Source organism: Blastopirellula retiformator, assembly GCF_007859755.1.
Taxonomy (GTDB): Bacteria; Planctomycetota; Planctomycetia; order Pirellulales; family Pirellulaceae; genus Blastopirellula; species Blastopirellula retiformator.
On sequence record NZ_SJPF01000001.1, the window covers coordinates 1,293,724 to 1,315,812 of the forward strand.

Annotated in this window: 20 protein-coding genes; 7 read left to right on the top strand and 13 right to left on the bottom strand. The window is 59.0% G+C overall.

From position 1 onward, the window contains the following. The first annotated feature begins 123 nt into the window (after nucleotides 1-123). From Enr8_RS05330 to Enr8_RS05345, 4 genes are all read left to right on the top strand, one after another. Nucleotides 124-1,329 (top strand): FHA domain-containing protein, encoded by a 1,206-nt coding sequence (locus tag Enr8_RS05330; protein ID WP_146429548.1) that lies wholly within the window; start codon nucleotides 124-126, stop codon nucleotides 1,327-1,329. Nucleotides 1,330-1,681: 352 nt separating this feature from the next. After that, nucleotides 1,682-2,179: a MarR family winged helix-turn-helix transcriptional regulator gene (locus Enr8_RS05335; protein ID WP_146429549.1), complete on the top strand. Its 498-nt coding sequence runs from the start codon at nucleotides 1,682-1,684 to the stop codon at nucleotides 2,177-2,179. A gap of 73 nt (nucleotides 2,180-2,252) precedes the next feature. Further along, nucleotides 2,253-2,951: a pirin family protein gene (locus Enr8_RS05340; protein WP_146429550.1), complete on the top strand. Its 699-nt coding sequence runs from the start codon at nucleotides 2,253-2,255 to the stop codon at nucleotides 2,949-2,951. 63 nt (nucleotides 2,952-3,014) lie between these two features. Beyond that, nucleotides 3,015-3,458: a DoxX family protein gene (locus Enr8_RS05345; protein ID WP_146429551.1), complete on the top strand. Its 444-nt coding sequence runs from the start codon at nucleotides 3,015-3,017 to the stop codon at nucleotides 3,456-3,458. A 101-nt stretch (nucleotides 3,459-3,559) separates the two neighbouring features. On the opposite strand, the gene Enr8_RS05350 is transcribed toward Enr8_RS05345, so the two are convergent. The 3 genes from Enr8_RS05350 to Enr8_RS05360 all read right to left on the bottom strand — a co-directional run bounded on the left by Enr8_RS05350 (nucleotide 3,560) and on the right by Enr8_RS05360 (nucleotide 5,723). Next, a complete protein-coding gene (locus Enr8_RS05350; protein ID WP_146429552.1) occupies nucleotides 3,560-3,784 on the bottom strand; it encodes a BON domain-containing protein in 225 nt (74 codons plus the stop codon). A 197-nt stretch (nucleotides 3,785-3,981) separates the two neighbouring features. Beyond that, nucleotides 3,982-4,647: an adenylyl-sulfate kinase gene (cysC, locus tag Enr8_RS05355; RefSeq protein ID WP_146429553.1), complete on the bottom strand. Its 666-nt coding sequence runs from the start codon at nucleotides 4,645-4,647 to the stop codon at nucleotides 3,982-3,984. Between the two features lie 20 nt (nucleotides 4,648-4,667). Beyond that, nucleotides 4,668-5,723 (bottom strand): acyl-CoA dehydrogenase family protein, encoded by a 1,056-nt coding sequence (locus Enr8_RS05360; protein WP_186767443.1) that lies wholly within the window; start codon nucleotides 5,721-5,723, stop codon nucleotides 4,668-4,670. Between the two features lie 368 nt (nucleotides 5,724-6,091). Here Enr8_RS05360 and glgP point away from each other — a divergent pair, with 368 nt between their 5' ends. After that, nucleotides 6,092-8,293: an alpha-glucan family phosphorylase gene (gene glgP / locus Enr8_RS05365; protein WP_186767444.1), complete on the top strand. Its 2,202-nt coding sequence runs from the start codon at nucleotides 6,092-6,094 to the stop codon at nucleotides 8,291-8,293. 168 nt (nucleotides 8,294-8,461) lie between these two features. Beyond that, nucleotides 8,462-8,848, top strand: coding sequence for a zinc-ribbon domain-containing protein (locus tag Enr8_RS05370; protein WP_146429555.1), 387 nt, complete (start codon nucleotides 8,462-8,464; stop codon nucleotides 8,846-8,848). Here Enr8_RS05370 and Enr8_RS05375 read toward each other — a convergent pair. Beyond that, nucleotides 8,794-9,234 carry an ATP-binding protein gene (locus Enr8_RS05375; protein WP_146429556.1) on the bottom strand — a complete coding sequence of 147 codons (441 nt, stop codon included), beginning with the start codon at nucleotides 9,232-9,234 and terminating at the stop codon, nucleotides 8,794-8,796. The two genes, Enr8_RS05370 and Enr8_RS05375, sit on opposite strands and share 55 nt — an antisense overlap. Then, nucleotides 9,216-9,593 carry a hypothetical protein gene (locus Enr8_RS05380; protein WP_146429557.1) on the bottom strand — a complete coding sequence of 126 codons (378 nt, stop codon included), beginning with the start codon at nucleotides 9,591-9,593 and terminating at the stop codon, nucleotides 9,216-9,218. The genes Enr8_RS05375 and Enr8_RS05380 overlap by 19 nt, the downstream gene beginning before the upstream one ends. Nucleotides 9,594-9,940: 347 nt before the next feature. Between Enr8_RS05380 and Enr8_RS05385 the strand changes: the two genes are divergently transcribed. Continuing rightward, on the top strand, nucleotides 9,941-10,903 hold the full coding sequence (locus Enr8_RS05385) for a deoxyhypusine synthase family protein (RefSeq protein ID WP_146429558.1): 963 nt from the start codon (nucleotides 9,941-9,943) through the stop codon (nucleotides 10,901-10,903). Between the two features lie 36 nt (nucleotides 10,904-10,939). On the opposite strand, the gene Enr8_RS05390 is transcribed toward Enr8_RS05385, so the two are convergent. From Enr8_RS05390 to Enr8_RS05425, 8 genes are all read right to left on the bottom strand, one after another. Then, nucleotides 10,940-12,553 (bottom strand): methyltransferase regulatory domain-containing protein, encoded by a 1,614-nt coding sequence (locus Enr8_RS05390; protein ID WP_186767445.1) that lies wholly within the window; start codon nucleotides 12,551-12,553, stop codon nucleotides 10,940-10,942. 174 nt (nucleotides 12,554-12,727) lie between these two features. Next, nucleotides 12,728-13,255: a TspO/MBR family protein gene (locus tag Enr8_RS05395; protein ID WP_246119951.1), complete on the bottom strand. Its 528-nt coding sequence runs from the start codon at nucleotides 13,253-13,255 to the stop codon at nucleotides 12,728-12,730. Nucleotides 13,256-13,265: 10 nt separating this feature from the next. Next, nucleotides 13,266-14,765 carry an AsmA-like C-terminal region-containing protein gene (locus Enr8_RS05400; RefSeq protein WP_146429560.1) on the bottom strand — a complete coding sequence of 500 codons (1,500 nt, stop codon included), beginning with the start codon at nucleotides 14,763-14,765 and terminating at the stop codon, nucleotides 13,266-13,268. A gap of 165 nt (nucleotides 14,766-14,930) precedes the next feature. Beyond that, on the bottom strand, nucleotides 14,931-15,455 hold the full coding sequence (gene tpx / locus Enr8_RS05405; protein ID WP_146429561.1) for a thiol peroxidase: 525 nt from the start codon (nucleotides 15,453-15,455) through the stop codon (nucleotides 14,931-14,933). Between the two features lie 343 nt (nucleotides 15,456-15,798). Then, complete coding sequence (locus Enr8_RS05410) at nucleotides 15,799-16,011, bottom strand: BON domain-containing protein (RefSeq protein ID WP_146429562.1); 213 nt, start codon at nucleotides 16,009-16,011, stop codon at nucleotides 15,799-15,801. Between the two features lie 198 nt (nucleotides 16,012-16,209). Next, nucleotides 16,210-19,023, bottom strand: coding sequence for an alanine--tRNA ligase (gene alaS / locus Enr8_RS05415; protein ID WP_146429563.1), 2,814 nt, complete (start codon nucleotides 19,021-19,023; stop codon nucleotides 16,210-16,212). Nucleotides 19,024-19,341: 318 nt separating this feature from the next. Then, nucleotides 19,342-20,502: a recombinase RecA gene (recA, locus tag Enr8_RS05420; protein WP_146429564.1), complete on the bottom strand. Its 1,161-nt coding sequence runs from the start codon at nucleotides 20,500-20,502 to the stop codon at nucleotides 19,342-19,344. Between the two features lie 688 nt (nucleotides 20,503-21,190). Then, nucleotides 21,191-22,084, bottom strand: a complete 894-nt coding sequence (locus Enr8_RS05425) for a MotA/TolQ/ExbB proton channel family protein (RefSeq protein WP_146429565.1) — start codon at nucleotides 22,082-22,084, stop codon at nucleotides 21,191-21,193. Nucleotides 22,085-22,089: the final 5 nt, after the last annotated feature.

Here is a 22,089-nt window from a genome sequence, read left to right on the forward strand (position 1 = left end):
TGGTGCATTTCGCCGCGATCCTTTGGTAGAAATTGGAAATAATGAAGTACGAGTGCCCTGGTCGAAAGGATGTCGGCCGTAGCGTTTCGCCTTCCTTGACTAGCGAACTGAGAGAATAGTACCGTGCGATGCGCGCTTAACATTTACGCCGGCCCGAGCGCCGGTCAGCGAATCCAGATTGGTGATGGGCAGACCATTAAGGTTGGCCGAACTCATGCCGCCGAGTTTCTGATTCCTGCCGATCCGCACGTCTCGGGTTTGCATTTCGCGGTGGAGTTGGCCAACGACCAACTGATGCTGACCGACTTGAAGAGCCGCAACGGAACCTACGTCAACGGCGAACGGATATCGCAGCCGATCGCTTTGCAAGATGGGGACGTGGTCACGATCGGCAAGACGCATCTGCAAGCGGCCATTCTCGGCGAGTCGACGGGATCCCGTTCTGGGTTCGGCTCTCGGTTGTTTGATGAGCAGACCGCCGCCGCCAACATGGACGAGACGGGACGCGCTGCCAAACCGCCATCGCCGGCGCCGCGCTACGATTCGGATCTGACCGAGTTTCTGCCGTCGCTGCCCGACAAAATGCTGGCCGCTGAATCGAGCGACGAGCAACAAGAGATTGGGGATCACTACTCCCGGCTTTCCAGCGGCGACTTTCAAAAGGCGCGACAAAAGGCTGGCTATGGCAGTCAGGCCAACGTCGAAGCGCCCGCCAAGCGTGAGGCCGAGCAACCGGTCGTCCATGGCGCGCATCCCGCCACTTCCGGCGCACCGTCGCCGGGGCCGCTCGACTACGAAGCCGGCGTCGCTCCGTCGGGACTCAATTATTTCACGCAGCGAGTCGTGGTCGATCCGATCGCCGTCGCTCGCTATATCGGCCAGGGACGCAATCTGTACGCGATCGTCAATCTCGCGCGTCTGCCAGGGGACGACCGCAGCGCCTTTTATCGCGAGGCGACCGCTCAAGGCGCCGTACCGATTTCGGACAATCAGTTGGTGCTGGATGACCGGAGCGTCGCTCAGTTCGAAAAGTCGATGCGATCGATCTGGGGACGCGACGCGGTGATTTGTCTCGCTAGCCGGGCGGCCAAATTCGCGTTTGTCGCCCACGCGCTGCGGGTCGCCGATCGGCTGACCTATCCCAGTGAATTGCTCGAATCGCTCTACACGAAGTCGTCGGGCGAAAACGACGACCTGTTTCAAGAAGTCTCGGCGATCATGCTCGAGGTAGAGCGGGGAGCCGGCTGGGCGATCTTCAAGAACGACGCCGAGATTCGCACCTGGCGAACCCTTGGCATGCCGTGCCCTCCCGCTTCGGCAGGGCAGTAGGCCCCGAAGGAGCTCGGCGCACAATCGCGCCGGGCTCAGACATCGCTCTTCGCGGCTCGCAAATTTACGACTTACGTCGCTATTTTGGGATCGCATCCCTGCGATCCAGCAGCCCGTTGAGAAAATCAACGGACTGCTAGCGGGGGCTCTCTCCCGACAGGTCGCCTCTTTTTCAAAGAATTCCCCCCCAAATTTGCTGGTAGGTGGCTCACCTTGGACGAAAAGGAACTCGCAAAATCTCAAATTCATGTACAATCGGCGCAAGTTCTCTTGGACACGAAAAAAACGACTTTGATATGTTGACATTCAGTTTAATTACATGTAAACTTTTTCGGTCAGAGGGAGTTTTGTGATGTCGGCAAGTCGATTGCAAGAAGAAATCAAGAAGCGTGAGCCGTTCGCCTCGGCGGAACAAGAGGCGACGCTCAATCTCTTGCGAACGAGTGATCAGTTGCACAATCGATTCGGCCGCCTGTTTCGCAAGTACGGTTTGACCTCTTCGCAGTTCAACGTGTTGCGGATCCTGCGTGGCGAAGGGCAACCGTTGCCCAGCCTGGAAATCGCCGAGCGGATGATCCAAGTCGTGCCGGCGATCACCGGTTTGATCGACCGTTTGGAAAAGCAGGAACTGGTCGAGCGTCGGCGGTGCAGCGACGATCGTCGCGTGGTCTACGTTGGGATCACCGAGAAGGGCTCGAAGCTGATCAGCGAAATGGACGAGCCGGTCAAGGACTTGCACATCGAGCTGATGGGGCATCTCTCGCAGGAAGAGCTGAAAGAGTTGAGCCGCTTGTTAGAGAAAGCCCGGACGAGCTTGGCCATCGATAACGAAAAAAGATCGGACGCGTAACCTACGCTCCTTTTTTTTAATCAAATAGTTTACACGTAAAACAGTGTTGTGAAGTTTAAGGGAAGGGGAAACGATGATCCAGGTTCGAAAAGCCAACGATCGCGGCCACTTTGATCATGGCTGGCTCAACACCTACCACACCTTTTCGTTCGCAGGCTACCACGACTCAGAGCAAATGCGCTTTCGCGATTTGCGAGTGATGAACGAAGACTGGGTCGCGCCGGGGCAAGGCTTCGGCAAGCATTCGCATCGCGACATGGAGATCGTTACCTACGTGCTGGAAGGAGCGCTGGAGCACCAAGACTCGATGGGCAACGGAGAGACGCTGCGTCCCGGTGAATTCCAGCGGATGTCGGCTGGCTCGGGGATCTTGCACAGCGAGTTCAACCCATCGACGAGCGACCCGGTCCACCTGTATCAGATCTGGCTTTACCCGGCCGAGAAGGGAATTGAGCCGAGCTACGAACAAAAGAGTTTTCCCGCGGAAGATCGCCAAAACCGGCTTCAACTGGTCGCTTCGCCCGACGCGGCGGAAGGCTCACTGCAGATCCACCAAGATGCGCGGATCTACCTGGCCGAAATCGAGAAGGGCTCGTCGGTCGAGCATGCGATTCCGGCCGATCGTCACGTCTGGCTGCAGGTGCTTCGCGGTTCGGTCGACCTGAACGGCACGCTGCTGGAGACGAGCGACGGCGCTGCGATCAGTCAGGAGGCGGCCCTGAAAATCACCGCCGCCGATCGCGCCGAGGTGATGTTGTTTGAGATGAACTAGCGTCTACCGCCAAAAGCCCATTTTTCCATTTGCCTTGCAACCCGTTACCAGAAAGAAACCTCAATGAACAATCCCATCCAACCAATCGTCTCAATCGTCGGCCGCGTGATGTTGGCGACCATCTTTGTGATGAGCGCCGTTGGAAACAAAATTCCCAACTTCGGCGGAGTCGTCGAGTACATGAAGTCAGCCGGCGTGCCGGCGCCCCAGTTTCTCTTAGCGGGCGCGATCGTCTTCTTAATCGTCGGCGGAGCGATGGTCGCCGCAGGCTACTATGCCCGCGTGGGCGCGGCGATGCTGCTGGTCTTCCTGGTGTTGGCGACCTACTACTTCCATCCCTTTTGGAGCGTACCGGAACAAGAGGCGCAGGCGCAAACGATTCAGTTCATGAAGAACCTGTCGATGGCAGGAGCGATGGTCTTCATCATGGCCAATGGTTCGGGAGCAGGCAGCCTGGATGGATCGGGCGGCGTCCAAGAGGAGACGAGCGAACAAGAGACAGGCTAAGAGCGTGCAAGGCTCGCTTGGCGAGGATGGGCGGAGCGCCGGTCGCAACGCGATTGGCGCTCCGTTTTCTTGCGCTAGAGCGAAGGTAAATCAGCAGCAGATCAGCCGCGGCCGACTTCGACCGTGTTCAGCAATTCGATATCAGCGGAAATCGACCGTGCGACTTCTTGCGCCAATTGCTTTTGGTAGAAGTTATCGACGCGTCCCGCCAAGACGATGCGATCGTCCAGATATTCGACCTGCAATTGGCGGAGCGGGAAGAGGGGACTGGCGCTTAACGCAGTCCGTATACGAGAGCGAACATCTTTTACGTTCGAACTAATCATCCGTGGATCTTCCTTGTCGACGAGTCTTTGCAGGGGAGGCTGCCTGACTGGCGGGAAATCTCCGGCGCACTTGAGCGAAGTAGCTTCCAAATGCGATTTCATCCATGGCGCTTGACGCCGGATATGTTGTTGTATGATTTGTCCGCCGAACGAGTCAACTATTTTTTTAGAAATGTTGACGCAATCGCGAACACTTCTCAGCCCGACACGATGCCGCGTTCTACCAACTGGGCGATCACGGTCGCCGCCAGTTGGTCAGGCGGCGCTGAACCGCCGGCCAGCGTGATCTCGGGCTTAAGCGGCGCTTCATACGGATCATCAATTCCTGTCATGCCTTTTAGCTCGCCGGCACGCGCCTTCTTATAGAGGCCCTTGGGGTCGCGACTTTCGCAGACCTCCAGCGGCGTATCGACGAAGACTTCGATAAAGTCGCCCGGGCCGCCGCTCGCTTCCAGACGATGGCGAACCAGATCGCGGTCTTTGCGATAGGGGCTGACGAAGGCGGCCAGCGTGATCAGGCCTGCCTGGCAAAAGAGCTCGGCGACGGCGCCAATGCGGCGGATGTTCTCTTCGCGATCGGCCGGTCCGAAACCAAGACCAAATCGCTGGGCGAAATCGGCGTCGTGCGACTCGGCCAGCATCGCGGTTGAAGGGTTAAGACCGTGGCGAACGTTGTCGCCATCCAAGAGGAACGTGTGAACGCCTTGATCATGCAGTTGGCGGTCGACGAGATTGGCGATGGTGCTCTTGCCGCAACCGCTGAGCCCGGTGAACCATACGACGCAACCTCGATGGCCATTGAGCTGTTGGCGATCGTCGCGACTAACCGCATGTTCGTGCCAGGTAACTTCGACTTTTTCCATCTCTGTTTGTTCCGCTTCGCTTAATCGAGGATGCCCGCTAGTTCGCAGAGGTTGGCTTGTTGGACCGGTTGAGGGCAGCTCCAAACCAAGAAGAAGAGCGCCTCGCGGCACCAACGGCCGACCGGATGCCCTGTAACGTAGCCTGCTCCCTTGGCGGCCGACAAGGCGGCTTGCGTACTGCGCAAGGCGATGCTGTTGGCCCGGGATCGCAGTTGCTCGGTGCTACAGAGGGGCTCGCCTGCTGCTGCGGAGAGCAAATCGGTCTCCAGGTCGCTCAATTCGTGGGCAAGTGACTCGGCGGCCGCGCTAAGATCCGGCCGCTTCTCGGCTTCGTCGCGGATATACGCAGCCGCGGCCATCGCCAGGCCAATTGCGAGCGTTGACGTTTCGAGGCCCCCAGTCCTGGCGCCGACGCCGGCTTTCATGACATTCTCAATCGGCCCGGCGAGTAGCTGGTCGGCGCCGATGCTGACTTGCGAGAATTTCACCATGCCGGTCGCGCTGCCGGTCAACCCGACCAGGTCGGCAGGTTGCTCAGCCGAGACCCCTGCGGCGTCACCGGGAACGGTGGCCAGCAACTCGCGTCCATCGTCCAGTGTGGCGCCGACGACCAAGGTGTCGGCATGCACGCCGCCGGTCACCCAAGGGCTGTAGCCATCGAGCAAAATCGTGTCGCCATCCACCTTTGCGCCCAGAACCGGCTTGCCAAGATGGCGTCGGCTGGTCGTCAGGTGCGAGATGCCGACCGTGGCGAGAGTCTTGCCGCTGGCCAGATCGGGCAGCAATCGCTCGCGGGCGGCGGTATTCGCCGAGCCGCCGATCCGGCGGCAAGCGCCCGTCCGCTGGGTGATAATGAAAGTGGTCGTCAGGCAGGCGGCGCTCAATTTCAAATAGCCGCGCACCACATCAGAGTCGCTCCAGCCAAGTCCGCCGTTTTCCTTCGAGAGGAACCAGCGAAAGACGCCAGCGTCACCGCAGGCCTGCAGCGAAGCGGCCGGCCAAGTCTCTTGTTTGGCAAGCTGGTGAAGATGCGCGCAAAGCTGGTCGAGTTCTGGATCGCTAGGCTTGAGGATCACGAGAATTCTTTCGGACGAAATTCAAGAAGAAAATAAAACTAGGAAGGATAGGCATTCGATTTGCTGTCAGCTGTCATCGTACGCATTTCGATGCGTTGTATCCAGCGACGAAGGATTCGCTCCTTTCGTCGGGGGAGACGAGCAGCCTGTTGGCGGCGAATGAAAACCAAATTAGTTGGTTGCTATCGCCAACTTACTGCGATATGTCTAAAGGAGACGTCGACTGCATGAAGATAGCTTCAAGCATTCGGTTGCAGCTTCCGATTCGTAGGAGTGATTGGGGTCGCATCCCCAATAGCGAACAGGTACATTTGCCTTAAGTCTCCAGTTCCCAAGCGTTTCAGGCATTGCCTGCCGAAGGATGGATTATGAGTCAAGCAGAATTGACGCAGTCTGAGTCGGACGCCCTAACCGGCGTTGTCGCAGAGTTGTCGGCCGAAAAACTCTATGACAAGTGCATGGAGCTGGCCAACAATCTGTGGTGGACTTGGCAGCCAGACGTTTTCAACCTCTTCCGCGACCTCGATCCGATTCGTTGGCGCCAGCTCGATCACAACCCGATCGCGCTGCTGAAAGAGTTCACGCCGGAGCGCCTTGAACTCCGTGCCGCAGAAATGGTCCTCTACAGCCGCATTAACCATGCTTATCGCCGGCTGAAAGAATATTTGACGACGAAGGATACTTGGTCGGCGACTCACGCCGGCGTGCTCGGTTCTCGTCCGGTCGCTTACTTTTCCGCCGAATTCGGCATCCATGAATCGCTGCCGATCTACTCGGGCGGTCTGGGCGTCCTTTCCGGCGACCACGTCAAAAGTGCTAGCGGTCTCGGCGTGCCGTTGATCGCGATGGGGCTGTTCTACGATCAAGGCTACTTCAAGCAGCACTTGGACGTCGACGGCTACCAGCACGAAGAATACATGGACACCAAGGTCGAGAACCTGCCGATGAAACCGGCTCTCTCGCCCGATGGAACGCCGATTACCGTCTCCTTGGAAACCCGCAGCGGTACGCTGCAGGCCAAGGTTTGGAAGATGAACGTCGGTCGCGTGAAGCTCTTTTTGCTCGACTGCGACGTTGACGGCAACAACCCGGAAGATCGCGAGTTGACCAGCCGTCTGTACGGTGGCGACGAGCGGACCCGTATTCGCCAGGAACTGGTGCTGGGCGTCGGCGGCATGCGTGCCCTGAAGGCGCTGGGCATCACCCCGGGCGTCTACCACCTGAACGAAGGTCACAGCGCCTTCGCTCCGCTGGAAGGGATGCGGGAACGGATCGTGGAAGATGGCATGGCGTACGACGACGCGTTGCGTGAAGTCGCACGGCAGACCGTCTTTACGACCCACACGCCGGTTCCGGCTGGTCACGACCGGTTTGACGCCGGGTTGATCGAAGAGCACCTGGGGCCGCTTCGCGACTCCATGGGCGTTTCGCACGATCAACTGATGGGGCTGGGCCGGGTCGAACCGCAAAACCCCAACGAGACCTTCTGCATGACGGTCTTGGGGCTGAAGCTGTCGCGCCGAGCCAATGCGGTGAGCCAACTGCATGGTCACGTTTCGCGACGCATGTGGGCTCATCTCTGGCCGTGGCGCGTGGAAGAAGAGATTCCGATCGGGCACATCACCAACGGCGTTCACGTTCCCAGCTGGGTCGCGTGGCAGATGTTGCAGCTGTACGATCGCCACTTCCCCAGTGGGTGGTATGCCCACATGGGCGAACCCGACGTCTGGCAGTACATCCACAACGTCGATCCGGGCGAATTGTGGGAAACGCACGCGACGCTCAAGAACCTGCTGCTGCAGTTCGTCCGTCGCCGAGTTTCGCGTCAATGTCGCCGTCGAGGGGAGAGTGATGACGCTGTAGAACGCGCACGTACGCTGCTCGATCCGAACATTTTGACGATCGGATTCGCGCGGCGTTTCGCTACCTACAAACGTGCCGACTTGTTCCTGGAAGACCTTGATCGCCTGGACGACATCGTCAACTCGACGACCAGGCCGGTGCAGTTCATCTTCTCGGGCAAGGCCCATCCGAAAGATGAGCCAGGCAAAGCGAAGATTCGCGACATCTTTAACCTCCGCAACGACGAACGGTTCCGTCACCGAATCGTCTTCGTCGAAGACTATGACATCAACGTCGCACGCCACTTGATTCAAGGGGTCGACGTCTGGTTGAACAACCCGCGTCGTCCGCTCGAAGCGTCCGGCACCAGCGGCCAGAAGGTCGTCCTCAACGGCGGCCTGAACTGCTCGATTCTCGACGGTTGGTGGGCCGAAGCGCACGACGGCGCCAATGGTTTCGCCATCGGCAACGGCCGGGTTCACAGTTCGGTCGAACGCCAGGATGAACGAGATGGGGCCTATCTGTATCAGGTTCTGGAAAACGAAGTCATTCCGCTATTCTATGACCGCGACGCCGACGGACTGCCGCACGAATGGATCAAGCGAATGATGAACTCGATCGGAACGCTGGGCTGGCGATTTAGCGCCCACCGCATGGTGATGGACTACACGCGCCATGCGTACGTCCCGGCCGCTGGCGGTTTGAGCTGCGACATGAGCCAGTTCTAGACGGTCGTTTCGTAAGCGATTTTCAAACTACAATACGGAGCGGAAAGCGAGACTTTCCGCTCCGTTTTTTCGTGCGCATGGGGCGACGAAATTCTGTTTGCGTCGTGTAGAGGAGGAGGTTAGGACAAAGGGCTACTCATTTCCCCCTCTCTCGATAGGAGTCGTCGCATGATCATTTGGGGATCTACCGGACGCGAATCGACTTGCGGTTCCGGCGATTTTTTCTGTCCCACTTGTCGTCGCGATAGCGAATACGCTCACCAGCGGGTGCAACGGCATTTCACCCTCTACTTTATTCCGCTCTTTCCGATGAATACGGTTGGTGAGTACGTCCAGTGCAACTCATGCGGCGGACAATACAACACCGAGATTCTCGACATTCCCCGCGAGCGGATTCGGGCGATGATCGAATCTTGGGTTTGTCAGCGCTGCGGCAACAATAACGCCGCCGAGTATGGCGAGTGCCTGTCGTGCCGCAGCCCACGTTTGGCGGCTCCTTCTCAGCCGATGATCGCGGCCCAAGATGACGATATCATCGAGGCCGAATCGGCGTAGCGGCTTCCGCTTGCGAGTCGAACGAGCAACTCGGCGTCGCGGCTGTCTTCCACCAACAGGACGTTCGCGTCAAGTCGCGTCGAAAATTCGTGCGTCGGCTTGGACTGGCTTGTCATGCACTCGTCGATCGATTCGACGAACGGGATCCCTTCGATATCTCCGACCGGGACCGAGAGGGTAAACGAAGATCCTTTGCCCAGGGCGCTCTCGACGATCAACGTTCCACCCATCAACTCGGCCAGACGACGGCTGATTGGAAGTCCCAGCCCGGCGCCTCCGTAAGATCGTGAGGTCGTATTGTCGGCCTGCACGAACGGCTCGAAGATCGTCTCCAGTTTTTCATTTTCGATGCCCGGCCCGGTATCGGTCACCCGGAAGCGCAACATGCGGCGTCCAACTTCGCCAGGTCGACGCCTGCGGGATCGCCGTCTCGCCAGGCGCGATCTCGTTGGTCGATGGCGGCTTGAAGGTCGGCAAGCTCCGCGAATTCGGCGTTCGACTGGGACAGCGCCGCACGAATCTGCGGCGACTCTGAGTAGGCCCGCCACTGGGCGATTTTGGCGTGCACCATCCGTTCAATTTCGTCGATGACCGATTGAGCCTGGTTGGCCGAGCGGCTGATGATCACGTTGCGTAGAACATCGGATGCCTGGCGGCTGGCAAGGTAGCCCAGCAGCATCATCTGATCACGAGGACGATCAGCAGTGAATAGAACTTCGTCGTCAGCCTCATGTGCGTCGCCCAACGCAAGAAACAAGCCTTCAACGCGAACCGCTAGGCCTCTATCTAACGTGGCGTTTTAAAGTGGCGGCCGAGTTTGCCAGTGCACGCTCGGCCCACGTATCAATTCTTACACACGTGCGACTGAAGTCTTGAAAACGGCGCTTTCCCGTGGTCGGTTTTGACCGCAAATCGCCAACGTTTCGGGGGTGGCCAAGGGGATGACTGTTCTGGTTGAACCAGAGCCGATGGGGTGGACAGTTTGGGCTTTTTATGGGGGAGATCCGTTCTCGTCGGGACGCCCGGGCAGTGATATACTGGCGGGCTTTCCCGATAACCTTTCGACTATCTTCCCGCTGAGGCTTGTGCGCGATGTCGATTACGCAGTTCATGGAACGCCATTACCGCCATTTTAATGCTCGAGAAATGCTCGACGCGGCGAAGTCATACAAATCGTTCGTCGAAAACGGCGGCAAGATGATGGTCACCTTGGCCGGGGCAATGAGCACCGCCGAGCTAGGCGTTTCGCTGGCCGAGATGATCCGCCAAGACAAAGTGCACGCGATCAGTTGCACCGCCGCCAACCTGGAAGAGGACGTCTTCAACCTGGTGGCGCACGACGAATACAAGTTGGCCACCAACTATCGCGATCTCTCGCCGGAAGCGGAACGGGATCTACGCGACGAAGGCTTCAATCGCGTCACCGATACCTGTATTCCGGAAACGGTCGTGCGCCACCTGGAGCGTCTGCTGACCGAGCTCTGGATTGAGGCGGGCGAAAAAGGAGAGCAGCACTCGCCGGTTGATTACTTCCGGGTGCTGTTCGACGCCAACGCCCTCGAGCCGTACTACCAGGTCCCGGTCGAAGACTCGTGGCTGAAAGCGGCGTTTGACGCCAAGATTCCGGTTTATGTGCCGGGGTACGAAGACTCGACGATGGGCAACATCTTCGCCGCCCGCGTCATCGACGGCACCGTCAAATCGCACAACGTGCTGAAGCCGGGCACCGCCCAGATGCAAGAGTTGGTGGAGTGGTACCTGGCCAACCAGGGAGATCACCCGATCGGCTTTTATCAGATTGGCGGCGGTATCGCCGGCGACTTTGCGATCTGCGCCGTGCCGCTGATCATTCAGGACCTGGAGAAAGACGTCAGCTACTGGAGCTACTTCTGCCAGATTTCGGACTCGACCACTTCGTTCGGCTCGTACAGCGGCGCCGTACCGAATGAGAAGATCACCTGGAACAAGTTGGACGTCCACACCGACAAGTTCATGATCAACTCCGACGCGTCAATCGTCGCGCCGTTGATGTTCGCTTACGTGCTGGGGGAATAACTCCCCAGCACGATTCTCGTCAATCCGGTCAGGCGACTACTGAATCAGCAGCGCCGCCTGGCTGAGGCGAACGAGCGCCTTGGCGACCGCTTCGGCGGCGATTCTTTCCATGACGTCCCCTTGGGGCGCCGACATCGCTTCGCCATCTTTACGCATCGTCAGCGTGCCGTCTTGCAGCATCACTTTCAGACCATCGCGGATCTCGTGATGCGTCTTTTCGCCGTCGATCAGTATCGCGATATGCCGCGTCAAGTCGTCCAGGCGGATCGTCTCGTGGCGGGCATTGGTCAAGCGATCGGTGCTGGCGGCCTGGATGCGCGCCACGCCGGGAACCTTCGGTTTGACCGTCACTTCTTTGGTGAAGAGGCTCGAGTTGTAGCTGACGTCGATCAAGCCGCCGACCATCATGTGGATCATGTTGTTGGCCATGCCGCGACGCAGAGCCGTCGGATCGACGTCTCCCATTTCTCGCGCTTTCGCTTCGACGTGCGCGACCATGTCGTCAAAGGAAACGGCCAGCGGGAAGCTGGACCCAATAAATTCGATCGCCGCCGCCATCAGCGGATCGGACGTATTGATGCCTTGGTTGGTCTGCGTATTGCGAAACGAAACGGAGTTCGGGGGCAATTTTGCGTCCGGCGACTTTTCGCTCGGTCGCATGGGCGAACTGATCCAGGACCCATCCATCGCCTTTTCGCCGAGCGCCCGATCGATCTTGGTCCCCTTGGCGCACAGGAGCGTCTGGCGGAACGTGCGATTCCGCACGAAGTCGGCGTATTGCTCACGCTGGATAATATCGGGAGCGACCCGTTCCAGCGTCTCGGCCACTTCCTTGGGGAAGTTGCCGGTCCACATGGTCGCTAGATGCGCTTCGGCCAGATATTGCAGGTCATGTTTGTTCGCTTCCTCGATGAACTCGTGGAAGTAGAACTGGGTGTTCTCGGCTTCCAGGTGGTCATGGTAGAGGTAGTTGTCGGTCTGCTTTTTCAGCAACTCTAGTTCAGAGTTGATCATCTTGCCGTAAGCGCCCGTTTCGGCGCCGACGCTCTTGGCGAGAAACTCGAGCAGAGCGCGGGCTTGCTGGACCTTCTTTTTCGGATCGGTCAGAACCCGCGTGTGGTAGCTCATCATGTTGCGAATGGCGCCACGCAAGTGCCAACCTGGCAGCGTGTTGTAGCTGACCAGCGCAATTCCTTGCGGGTTTAACTGGTCGCGGCAGATCTGTAGGATCTTGCTGCGAACTTCGGCCGGAACCCAAGAGTAGACGCCATGGCAGATGATGTAGTCGAACTTGCCCAGCGACTCATCGACGTCCATGATGTCGAGATGTTTCACTTCGATGTTGGTCAGGCCGATCTTCTCGATGCTCGCCTTCGCCACTTCCACCTGGCGTTGCGACAAGTCGAAGCCGACGAACTCGCTCTCCGGCAGCACTTCGGCCATGGGAATGATGTTGCCGCCCCCCGCACAACCAATTTCCAGAACGCGGCATTTGCGGATATCGGCCGGAGTCATGCCGAACAAGCGTCCCAAGGCGTGTAGTCGCTCAGGGTGGGTTTGCCGAAAAGGATGGCTCGGATAGGGAACGATGTCGTAGCTGGTGCGGGCCGCTTCGAGGGCGTCGTTCATCTGCGTGGTTTCAGCCGTCATCAGAACGCTGGACTCCATGAGAAGGCGAGTAGTGAGAGGGGAATCGTCCCTTCATTCTCGTAACGCACCTCCGATTTGTCTGCGGAAAACCGAGCAAACCGAGCAGGTTTGCCAGCATCTCGTCACGGAATAGGCGAGATGCGCCGATTGTGACGTTTGTCGCCGTTTTGCACCCTATCCGTTAAGGCGCCAGATCGCAAAATTAAGGCAACTCGCGTAGCTGACCCACAACAGATAGGGAACCAACAACAGGGCCGCTGGCCACCAGCGACGTGCAAAACCGTAGATCGTCACGCCAATCATCAACCACAGCGGCACGATGACAAGCAGTCCTAGCAGCGGGCTCTCCAAGCCAAAAAAAATCGGCGACCAGATCGCGTTGAGCGCCAGTTGAACTCCAAAAAAGGTCAGCGCCACACCGCTATCTCCCTTTCGCCAAACAAGCCAGGCGGCGATGCCCATCAAGATGTACAGCGTCGTCCAGACCGGCCCAAACAGATAGTTCGGCGGCGTCCACGGGGGCTTCTCGAGCCCTGCGTACCAGGTCGGAATCTTCGGCGTCGTGAACAACGCCCCGGCAACGCCAACGCCGACGCACAATCCAACCGCCAATAACAACGCCACGACCTGCATCGTGACCGATGGCTTCGTAGCGGGCTCTTGGGCATCGAACGCTTGCTCGGCTGTGTCTTGGTTGGCCATATTGGTGCGACTACAGATCGATCGTTCTGCTGGAAGGTTCCGGGCGGGGTGGAGCAGGGGCGCCGGCCGAGTTCCGGCTGGTTGGATCAGGCATTGGCGGCGGTGGCGGAACGTCTTCTTGCGGTAGCGGCTGGATGTCGATCGACGGAATCATTTCTGCCGGCGGTCCATTGTCGATCATGCCGCCGATCCCTTGTCGCAAGCGGTTGAATAAACCGCCCAATGGTCGCGGCGCCGCCGCGTCTTCGCCGGTGGGGGACGCATCGCCACGGAGGCGTTCCAAGGGGTTGATCGGCATCTCAGACCGCATCCTCTGCAACATTCCGCCCGCTGCACTGATCGCTTGGCCGAGGTCGACGTCTCCCTCTTGAACGTCTTCCAGAAAGCTCGCCGCCACCACTTCCGGCGCATCGGCCAGCGCTACCTGCGGCTCTTGGAGCGTGCCGGTGATCTTCAGACGAACCGTCTTGCCGCGCAGCATTTTGAGGATTGGCGTTTCTTCACTGAGGGTTTTGTCGAGTGGAACCGGAATCACGCACAGAATATCGAGCGTGTCGTCCAGGCCAACCGATCCGCTTGTCTGCACGCGGCAGTTGGGAAAGCCGATCTCCAGGCCCTTGTGATAGACGCGGCCGTTTTCCAGACGAAAGTTGATCTGACAGTTGTCGGCGATTTGAACGGTCGGTTCGATCTTGAGAGCATCGGTCAACGAACGGACGATCGGTCCGGCGATCAGCGACGCGTGGTGGATCTCGAGCGTGCCGTGGCCGCTGCCTTGCTTCGGATTGTCGAGCGGGAACTCCCATTCTTCAAACCGGAGCGAGGCTTCGCCATTGACGTTGGTCACGCCATGCATGATCGGCACGGCGTACTTCAGCAGGTCATCGCACATCTCTTCGGTCAGCTGGAAGTGATGCATCGCTTGGATGTGATCAAACTGCAGCAGCGGGCCATGCTCGGCCGTGGAGGGAGTCAGATGGCCATACAAGTCGAAGTGTTCGATCTTCCACTCGGCGCCGCCGGGGCGATTGGCCGAAAGCGTCGCGTCCTGAATTTCGATCGAGACCTGCCGATTGAGCGCCTCGGTCAACTTGGTTTCGTCGATCGGCGCCGGCTCGCTGGCGACCGAATCGATCAGGCTGTCCTCTTGCTTTTGGATAACGAAGTGCAGGTTCGGCTTGATGATCTCAAGATTGCCGAGTTGCCGCGGATTGACGATCAGTTGCCAGAAGTAGACGTCGTTCCGCATCTTCGGCACGCTGACGGTGAACTTGTCTTCCCGCTGGCGAATCTGAAGGCCTTCGATCCGCGTCGGCGTCAGCCAGCCGAGCGAAACGCGATCGACCATCACTTCGAATTCCGAAGCGGCCAGCACGGCGCTCAAGCCGCGCTGCGTCAGCGGGCGATACGAAACGAGCGTGGGCGCGGCGGCGATCAGCAGGGCGATAGCGCCCGCGCCGCTCAAGATCCACCAGAACCAGCTTCGTTTTTTGGGCGTTTCGTCCGTCATCGGAATCACCTACGACCGAGGGGGAAGGAGACGTCAGCGTTTTATCTTAAACACGTAGCGAGCCGATGGGAAAACCTTACCGACCGCAAATCGGGGGTTATCACAAAAAAAGAGCGATCCCTGGTGGGGGATCGCTCTGTTACGGTTTGCCAGCTGCGAGACGAACTAGGCGAGACACTTGTCCAGGGCCGCGATCACGTCGTCGTAGTTCGGCTCTTGCGTCACTTCCGAAACGACTTCGCCGTAGACGACCGTGCCGTCCGCGTCGAGCACGTAGGCGCCGCGAGCCAGCAGCATCAGCTCTTCCATCAGCATGCCCCAGTTGTTGCCGAAGCTGCGGGTTTGATAGTCGGAGCCCTTCTGGATGTTTTCGATGCCTTCGGCGCCGCAGAAGCGGTTCATCGCGAACGGCAAGTCGCAACTGACCGTCAGAGCGTTGATCTTGTCGCCGTAGCTGCCCAGCTTTTCGTTGAAGGTGCGGGTCTGCGTCGCACAGACGCCGGTGTCGACCGACGGCACAACGCTGAGGATGGTCGGCTTGCCTTTGACGTCGGCCAGCGTGATCGCCTTCAGGCCTTCCGGGCCAAAGCTATGCAGGGTGAATTCGGGAGCCGGCTTGCCGACTTCGACCGCTTCGCCGGCCAGAGTCATCGGGTTGCCTTTAAACGTGACGGCGCCTGATCGCGACATAGGAGATTCTCCTGAGCTGAAGTTTGCGTGCGAGGGGGTTCGATACGCCGGTATTGTCTCCCACTGTCGGCGGCCGAGAAAGGGGGCGCTTGCCGCTGGCGGCCAATCTTCTTGGCCAAGAAACAGATCAGCCCGCGGGCCAAAGTCCGCGGGCTGATCCAAGTCGTCGTAGGTATCGCGAGATTTGACGCTAGCTACCTGTTGAAAAATGCCATCGTGGCATTTTTCAACCTCGCCAGGCTCAGAGCATAGCTCTTCGCGGCTCGCAAAATAACGACTTACGTCGTTATTTTGGGATCGCATCCGTGCGATCACGCAGTCCGTCGAGAAAATCAACGGACTGCTAGGCCCAATTCACTTCCAGCTGGTTTTCGATCTGATCGACGCCAGCCTGGCGCAGGGCCTCTTGAGCCATTTGCTTCTGGAAAAAGGAGGAGACGCTCCCTTTCAGCACGATGCGGTCTTGCTCATGTTCAAAGCGGAACGAGCGTCCAGCAAAGTGCGGGTTGTTGGCGAGTGCGCGTTCCACATTGGCGGAAAAATCGGTTTGATTCATGAGTCTGCTCTAACAGGGATAAGCCGGGGTGTGAACGTCGCGGTGGGGCTGACCAGAAATTTCTATCGACCGTGCTAGCGTCGTAAATTGAGCCCTGAATTCCGAATCTATCGCTGGAAAAAGCGAAACGGCGCCGATCGTAACGATGGCGCCGTTTGGTCGGTCGGTTGAAAACTGGGAAGAGTTTTCGGCGTGGGCCTAGCCCAGCATCTGCTTCCCAAACGCAACGGCCGCGGCCAATGCGTCGGCAATCTTGCCCGGCTCTTTGCCGCCCGCTTGAGCCATGTCAGGGCGACCGCCGCCGCTGCCGCCGACGATCGTGGCGATCTCTTTGACCCAGGCTCCGGCCTTGCCGCCTGACTTGACGACCTCTTCGCTGAGCCCGGCGACCATCATCACCTTTTCGTCTCCCTGGGCCGCGATCAGCAGCACCGCACAGGGGGCCGCCTTCTTGCGGAGCTGATCGATCAGGCCGCGCATCTCGTTCGGACCGGCGCCAGGCGCTTCGGAGACGATCAGTTTGGTCGAGCCGACCGTTTCGGCCTTGGCCAGCAAGTCGTCGGCCGTCAGCACGCCCATCTCGGCGCGAGCGGCGATCTCTTTCTTCAGCGAGTCGACATCGGCCAGCATCGCCGTGATTCGGGCCGGGGCGTCGAACATGCCGACGTTGACCATCCGGGCCGATTCTTTGAGCGTCTCTTTTTGCGCCGCGTAGTCGGGCTCGGCCGCTTTGGCGTTGGTCGTGATCGGCGAGATCTCTCCCGGCGCCTTGCCGCTGCCGCCGGCCGCTTTCTTCAGATCGCGGACGTACTGCTGCAGCTGCTTGATCGCTTCCGGCACGTCGAGCTTCGCGACGCCGAGCGCCTTCGCCATTTCGCCCAGCGACGATGCGACTTGCTCGCGATACTCTTTCGCCTTGTCGCCGGTCAGGGCGACGATACGGCGTACGCCTGCCGACGGGCCTTCTTCGCTAACGACCTCAAACATGCCGACTTGCGACGTGTTGGTCAGGTGCGTGCCGCCGCACAGTTCGCGGCTGAAGGTACCCATCGAAACCAGGCGAACCGGGTCAGGGTACTTCTCGCCAAACAGCATCATCGCGCCCAGCTCGCGAGCCTTCGCCAGCGGCACGGTTTCCCATTTGACGGTTTCGCTCGCTGAAACGCGTTCATTAACGTCTTCTTCGATCGCCGCCAGTTGCTCGGGCGTGACCGCTGACATGTTGCTGAAGTCGAAGCGAAGCCAATCTTCGTCGACCTTCGAGCCTTGTTGCTGGGCGTGTTCGCCAAGGTTCTTCTGTAGCGCGTAGTGCAGGATGTGCGTCGCCGAGTGAGCCCGCTGAATGCCGGTGCGACGCTGGCTGACGACCGCCTTCGCGTCGACGTTGCTGCTGATTTTGCCGCTGGCCAGGTAGCCGCGATGCAGGAACAGGTCGCTATCTTTCTGCGTGTCGGTGACGATAAACAGGAAGCCCTCGCCGACGATCTCGCCGGTGTCGCCAACCTGACCGCCTGACTCGCCATAGAACGGCGTCGAATCGGTGACGACGATCAGCTCATGCTCTTCGCCTAGCAACTCATAGTCGTCGACCAGTTTCGTCGTACCGTCCTCATCGTTCGCGACGATGCCTTTGATCGTCACATCGGCGTCGCTTTGGTCATAGCCGACAAAGTCGGTTTGGCGGAGCGTGTTCTTCAGCGATTCGATCGGACCGGTTTCGAACAGCTTCATCGTGCCGGTACCGGTCAACTCGCCGAACTTCTCCATCTCTTCTTTGTAGCCGGGCCAGTCAAAGGTCAGCCCTTTTTCGGCCGCGACCTGCTCAAACAATTCCGGCGGAAAGCCATAAGTTTGATACAGCTCGGCCGCTTCGCCGCCGCTGACGACCGTCAGGTTGTCTTTGCGCATCGTGGCAAAGACCTTTTCGGTCCGCGCCAGGCCTTCGTCAAGTCGATCAAGGAAGTTCTCCTCTTCGGTCTTGATCACGTTTGCTACCCGCTGCGTCGTCTCTTGCAGTTCGGGGTAGGGGGTCTTCATCATCTCGGCGATCTTATCGACCAACTGATACGCGAACGGCTTGCGGAGACCCATTTGGTGACCGTCGAGAACCGCGCGGCGGAGCAACCGGCGGATGACGTACTTTTCCTTCTGGGCGCCGGGATAGACGTTTTCGTGAATCGCGAAGGTGCAGGCGCGGATGTGGTCGGTGATGCGGCGGAGACGACGGCCATTGTCTTCTTCCGGCACGTACTTCACGCCGCAGATTTCGGCCGCCGCTTCGACGATCGGACGCAGGATATCGATGTGGTAATTGGTGGTGACGCCTTGCAGGGTGGCGGCGGTTCGTTCGAGACCCATGCCGGTGTCGATGTTCTTGCTCGGCAGCGACTCCAGGTTGTTCGGCGGATCGCCGACGCGGTTGAACTGCGTAAAGACGAGATTCCAGATCTCGACCGGCTTGCTCCCTTTCGGGTGATAGTAGATTTCGCTGCACGGGCCGCAGACGCCGTCGGGGCCTTGGCTCGGCGCGCTGGCAGGCCAGAAGTTTTCGTCTTCTTCCAGGCGATCAATGCGGGAAGTCGGCAGGCCGATCTTTTCGTGCCAATAGTCGGCCGCTTCGTTGTCATCTTTGTAGACGGTGACGGTCAGTTGGTCGGCCGGCAGTCCCAGCCATTTCTTGTCGGTCAGAAACTCCCACGCCCACGAGATCGCATCGGGCTTGAAGTAGTCGCCGAAGCTGAAGTTGCCGAGCATCTCGAAGAAGGTGTGGTGGTAGGCGGTGCGGCCGACATTGTCGATGTCGCCGGTTCGCAGGCACTTCTGACAGGTGGTCGCCCGGGTGAAGTCGAGCTTCACGCGGCCGAGGAAGTGATCCTTGAATTGGTTCATCCCGGCCGGGGTAAACAGCACCGAAGGATCCCAGGTCGGTACGAGCACGTCGCTTGCGCGGCGGGCATGTCCTTTGGTTTCGTAGAAACTGAGGTACTTTTCACGGAGTTCGTCGGTCTTCATGGCGAAATCAGGCCGGGCCAGTAGGAGTCAAATAGCGCTGTTTAAAGGGGTTATGATACGCCCTGGAGGGCGAATCGGCTAGGCGGCGCGTGATCTGAACCGCCGCTAGAGGGTAGGACGCGATCGGGCGAGAAAGGTTTGCGGCTAGCAAAAAAAGAGGCTTCCGGGTGATGCGAACCGGAAGCCTCTTTGGTCATGGGCGTCGGATGGAGCCCGCCGACGCCCAAACGGAGGAAGTTTCGTTGCTCAACTCAGTGGTGCACTCGCTATGGCGGAAGACGACTGCGGAGATTCAGTCGTCCGCCGCACGCGAGAAAATTACAATTCTTCCGACGATTCCTCGTCTTTGGATTCGTCCTTACTTGGGGCGGCTTCAAACAGCTTTTCGCCGCCATGGCCAGCCGCGTGCAGCACTTTTTGCTTCAGTTCCGAGGTGATCTCGGGATTTTCGATCAAAAACGCCCGGGCCTTCTCTTTTCCTTGACCCAACTGCGTATCTCCATAGCGGAACCAGGCCCCGCTGCGAGCGACGATCTTCTGTTCCAAGGCCAAGTCCAGAATGTCCCCTTCATAACTGATGCCATTGCTGTGCATCATGTCGAACTCCGCAATCCGGAACGGCGGAGCCACTTTGTTTTTCACAATCTTGCAGCGAACGCGCTGGCCGACCACGTCCTCCCCATCTTTCAGCTGGCCGATGCGGCGAACGTCGACGCGGCACGAACAGTAGAACTTCAGGGCGCGACCGCCGGGGGTCGTTTCGGGGCTGCCGAACATCACCCCCACTTTTTCGCGGATCTGGTTGATGAAGATCACGATCGTCTTTGACTTCGCGATGATGCCGGTCAGCTTACGCATCGACTGGCTCATTAAGCGGGCCTGCAGACCGACGTGCGAATCGCCGATTTCGCCGTTGAGTTCCGCACGGGGAACCAACGCTGCGACCGAGTCGACCACGATCACGTCGACCGCGTTTGATTTGACCAGCATTTCGGTAATTTGCAGACCTTCCTCGCCGCTCGACGGCTGGCTGACCAGCAGCGTTTCGAGCTCGACCCCCAGCTTTTTGGCCCAACTGGGGTCCAAGGCGTGTTCAGCGTCGACAAAGGCGGCGATGCCGCCGGCCGCTTGGGCCTGGGCGATCACGTGCAGCGCGATCGTCGTTTTACCGCTCGATTCGGGGCCGAAGATCTCGATGATGCGTCCGCGGGGTAGTCCCTTCCCGCCAAGCGCCAGGTCGAGCGAAAGAGAACCGGTCTGGATCCCTTCGATCTGTTGGTGATTCGAGCCGAGAGGCATGATCGCCCCTTCACCAAACGACTTTTCAATTTGCTGTAGCGTCGTTTTAAGAACGGCATTGCCGGACAGCATCGCGGCGACATCTTTGTGCTCCGCCTTGGGCGACTTATCAGCGCCGGCCGCCTTCTTGGTGTTCTTTTTCGCCATTCGTCCGTTCTTGGAAGCTGTTGCAGTGACCATTTTCCGGGCTCCTTTATGGTAAATGTCTTGTCCGCTGGCAAGCATCCTTAGTTCGCATCGACTAAACGGATGGGCAGTGTACGTCTGTTGGGTGTACATGTCAACAGTGTCTTACCTCTGACTAAAGAAGAGTATCGGGGCGCCCTCTGACACGGTTGGTCACGGCCTGGGGAGAATCGAAAAGTTTTTGTTAGAAGCCTGGATATGTGAAAATGGGGCAAATGCGTCGTTGGTGTTGGCCATTGCAGGGACTGGACTCCTCGCGTTGTTTTTTCTGCGGGCCGCTAGGTGATGGGGGGCGTTTTCCCTCGGCTTGCGCACTCGGGCTACGATTGGGGACAGACTGGACTGGACCGTTGCGTTTTTTGTTGAGTTGGTGGACTGGACTCCTCGCGTTGTTTTTTTTCTGCGGGCCGCTGGGTGATGGGGGCGTTTTCCCTCGGCTTGCGCACTCGGGCTACGATTGGGGCTGAACCCTACGCGGGCCATTGGCTATCGGGAATCGACCAGAATTCCGTGCGCTTTGTCAAGCAAAACGGTTGGTGGGAACGGGCGCCGGGGCATTTCTTCGCGCAGCGAAGGTGCATCGCCGAATTTCTGCTCGGTCGACTGGAAAACCAGTTCCCGTCAACTTCGACTGGGCAACCCATTCATTGCCACGAAGACCTGGCAACGGCACCCCGAAGAATTACGTCGCAATCTGCTCGGCGGGGGTCGGTTCCGCTTCTTCTTCATCCAGATGATGCTGGTGGATGCGGGTTTTGCCCTCGAATTCTTCGATCGCCGGCAAGAGGCTGAAGAGGCGTTCGTCGATTTGGTGGAACAGGTTGATGATCCGGCTCTCGAAGTATTGGGCCAGGATCGCCGCCGGAATCGCCACGACCAGGCCCCCGAGCGTGGTGACGAGGGCGACGTAAATTCCTTCGGCCAGTTGATTGGCCCGGTTGCCGCCGATGTCGAGCTGCGTCGTTTTGTAGAACGCCCAGATAATCCCCCAGACCGTACCCAGCAGGCCCATCAGCGGCGTCACGCCGGCGGCCAGGGTCAGCCAGCGGACGTTGCCGTACAGGCGATCCGCTTCTCGTTCGCTCGCTTCGTTGACGGCGTGCACCACTTCCGACTGCGGGCGACCGATGCGGGAGAGCATCGATTCGACGATGCTGGCCATCGCCGACGGATATTTCTTGCACAGGCGATACGCTTCTTTCGGCTGAAAGCCGGCCGGCGATTCTTTCAGGTCTTCCAGGCCGTCGACCAGCGCCGGCGGAATGGTCCGACCGCGGCGCAGGGCGATCGCCCGTTCAAACGCCAGCGTGACGACCAGCATCGACATCAAGCCGATCGGGATCATCATCTGGCCACCCTTCAAGATCAGGGCGACCAGGTGCAGCTGATCATCGTCTCCCAGCTTTTCTTCCAGCAAGGCGCCAGATTCGTTGGCGACCGGCGCAGGCTCTTCATCGGCGGCGGCTGCGTCGTTATTCTCTTGCGCCCAAGCGGCGACCACGCCGACCCCGGCGGTCAGCAGAAAGGTGAACAACAGCAGCGCGACGTATCGCTGGGTCAACGAAAATCGTGTCATGGGAA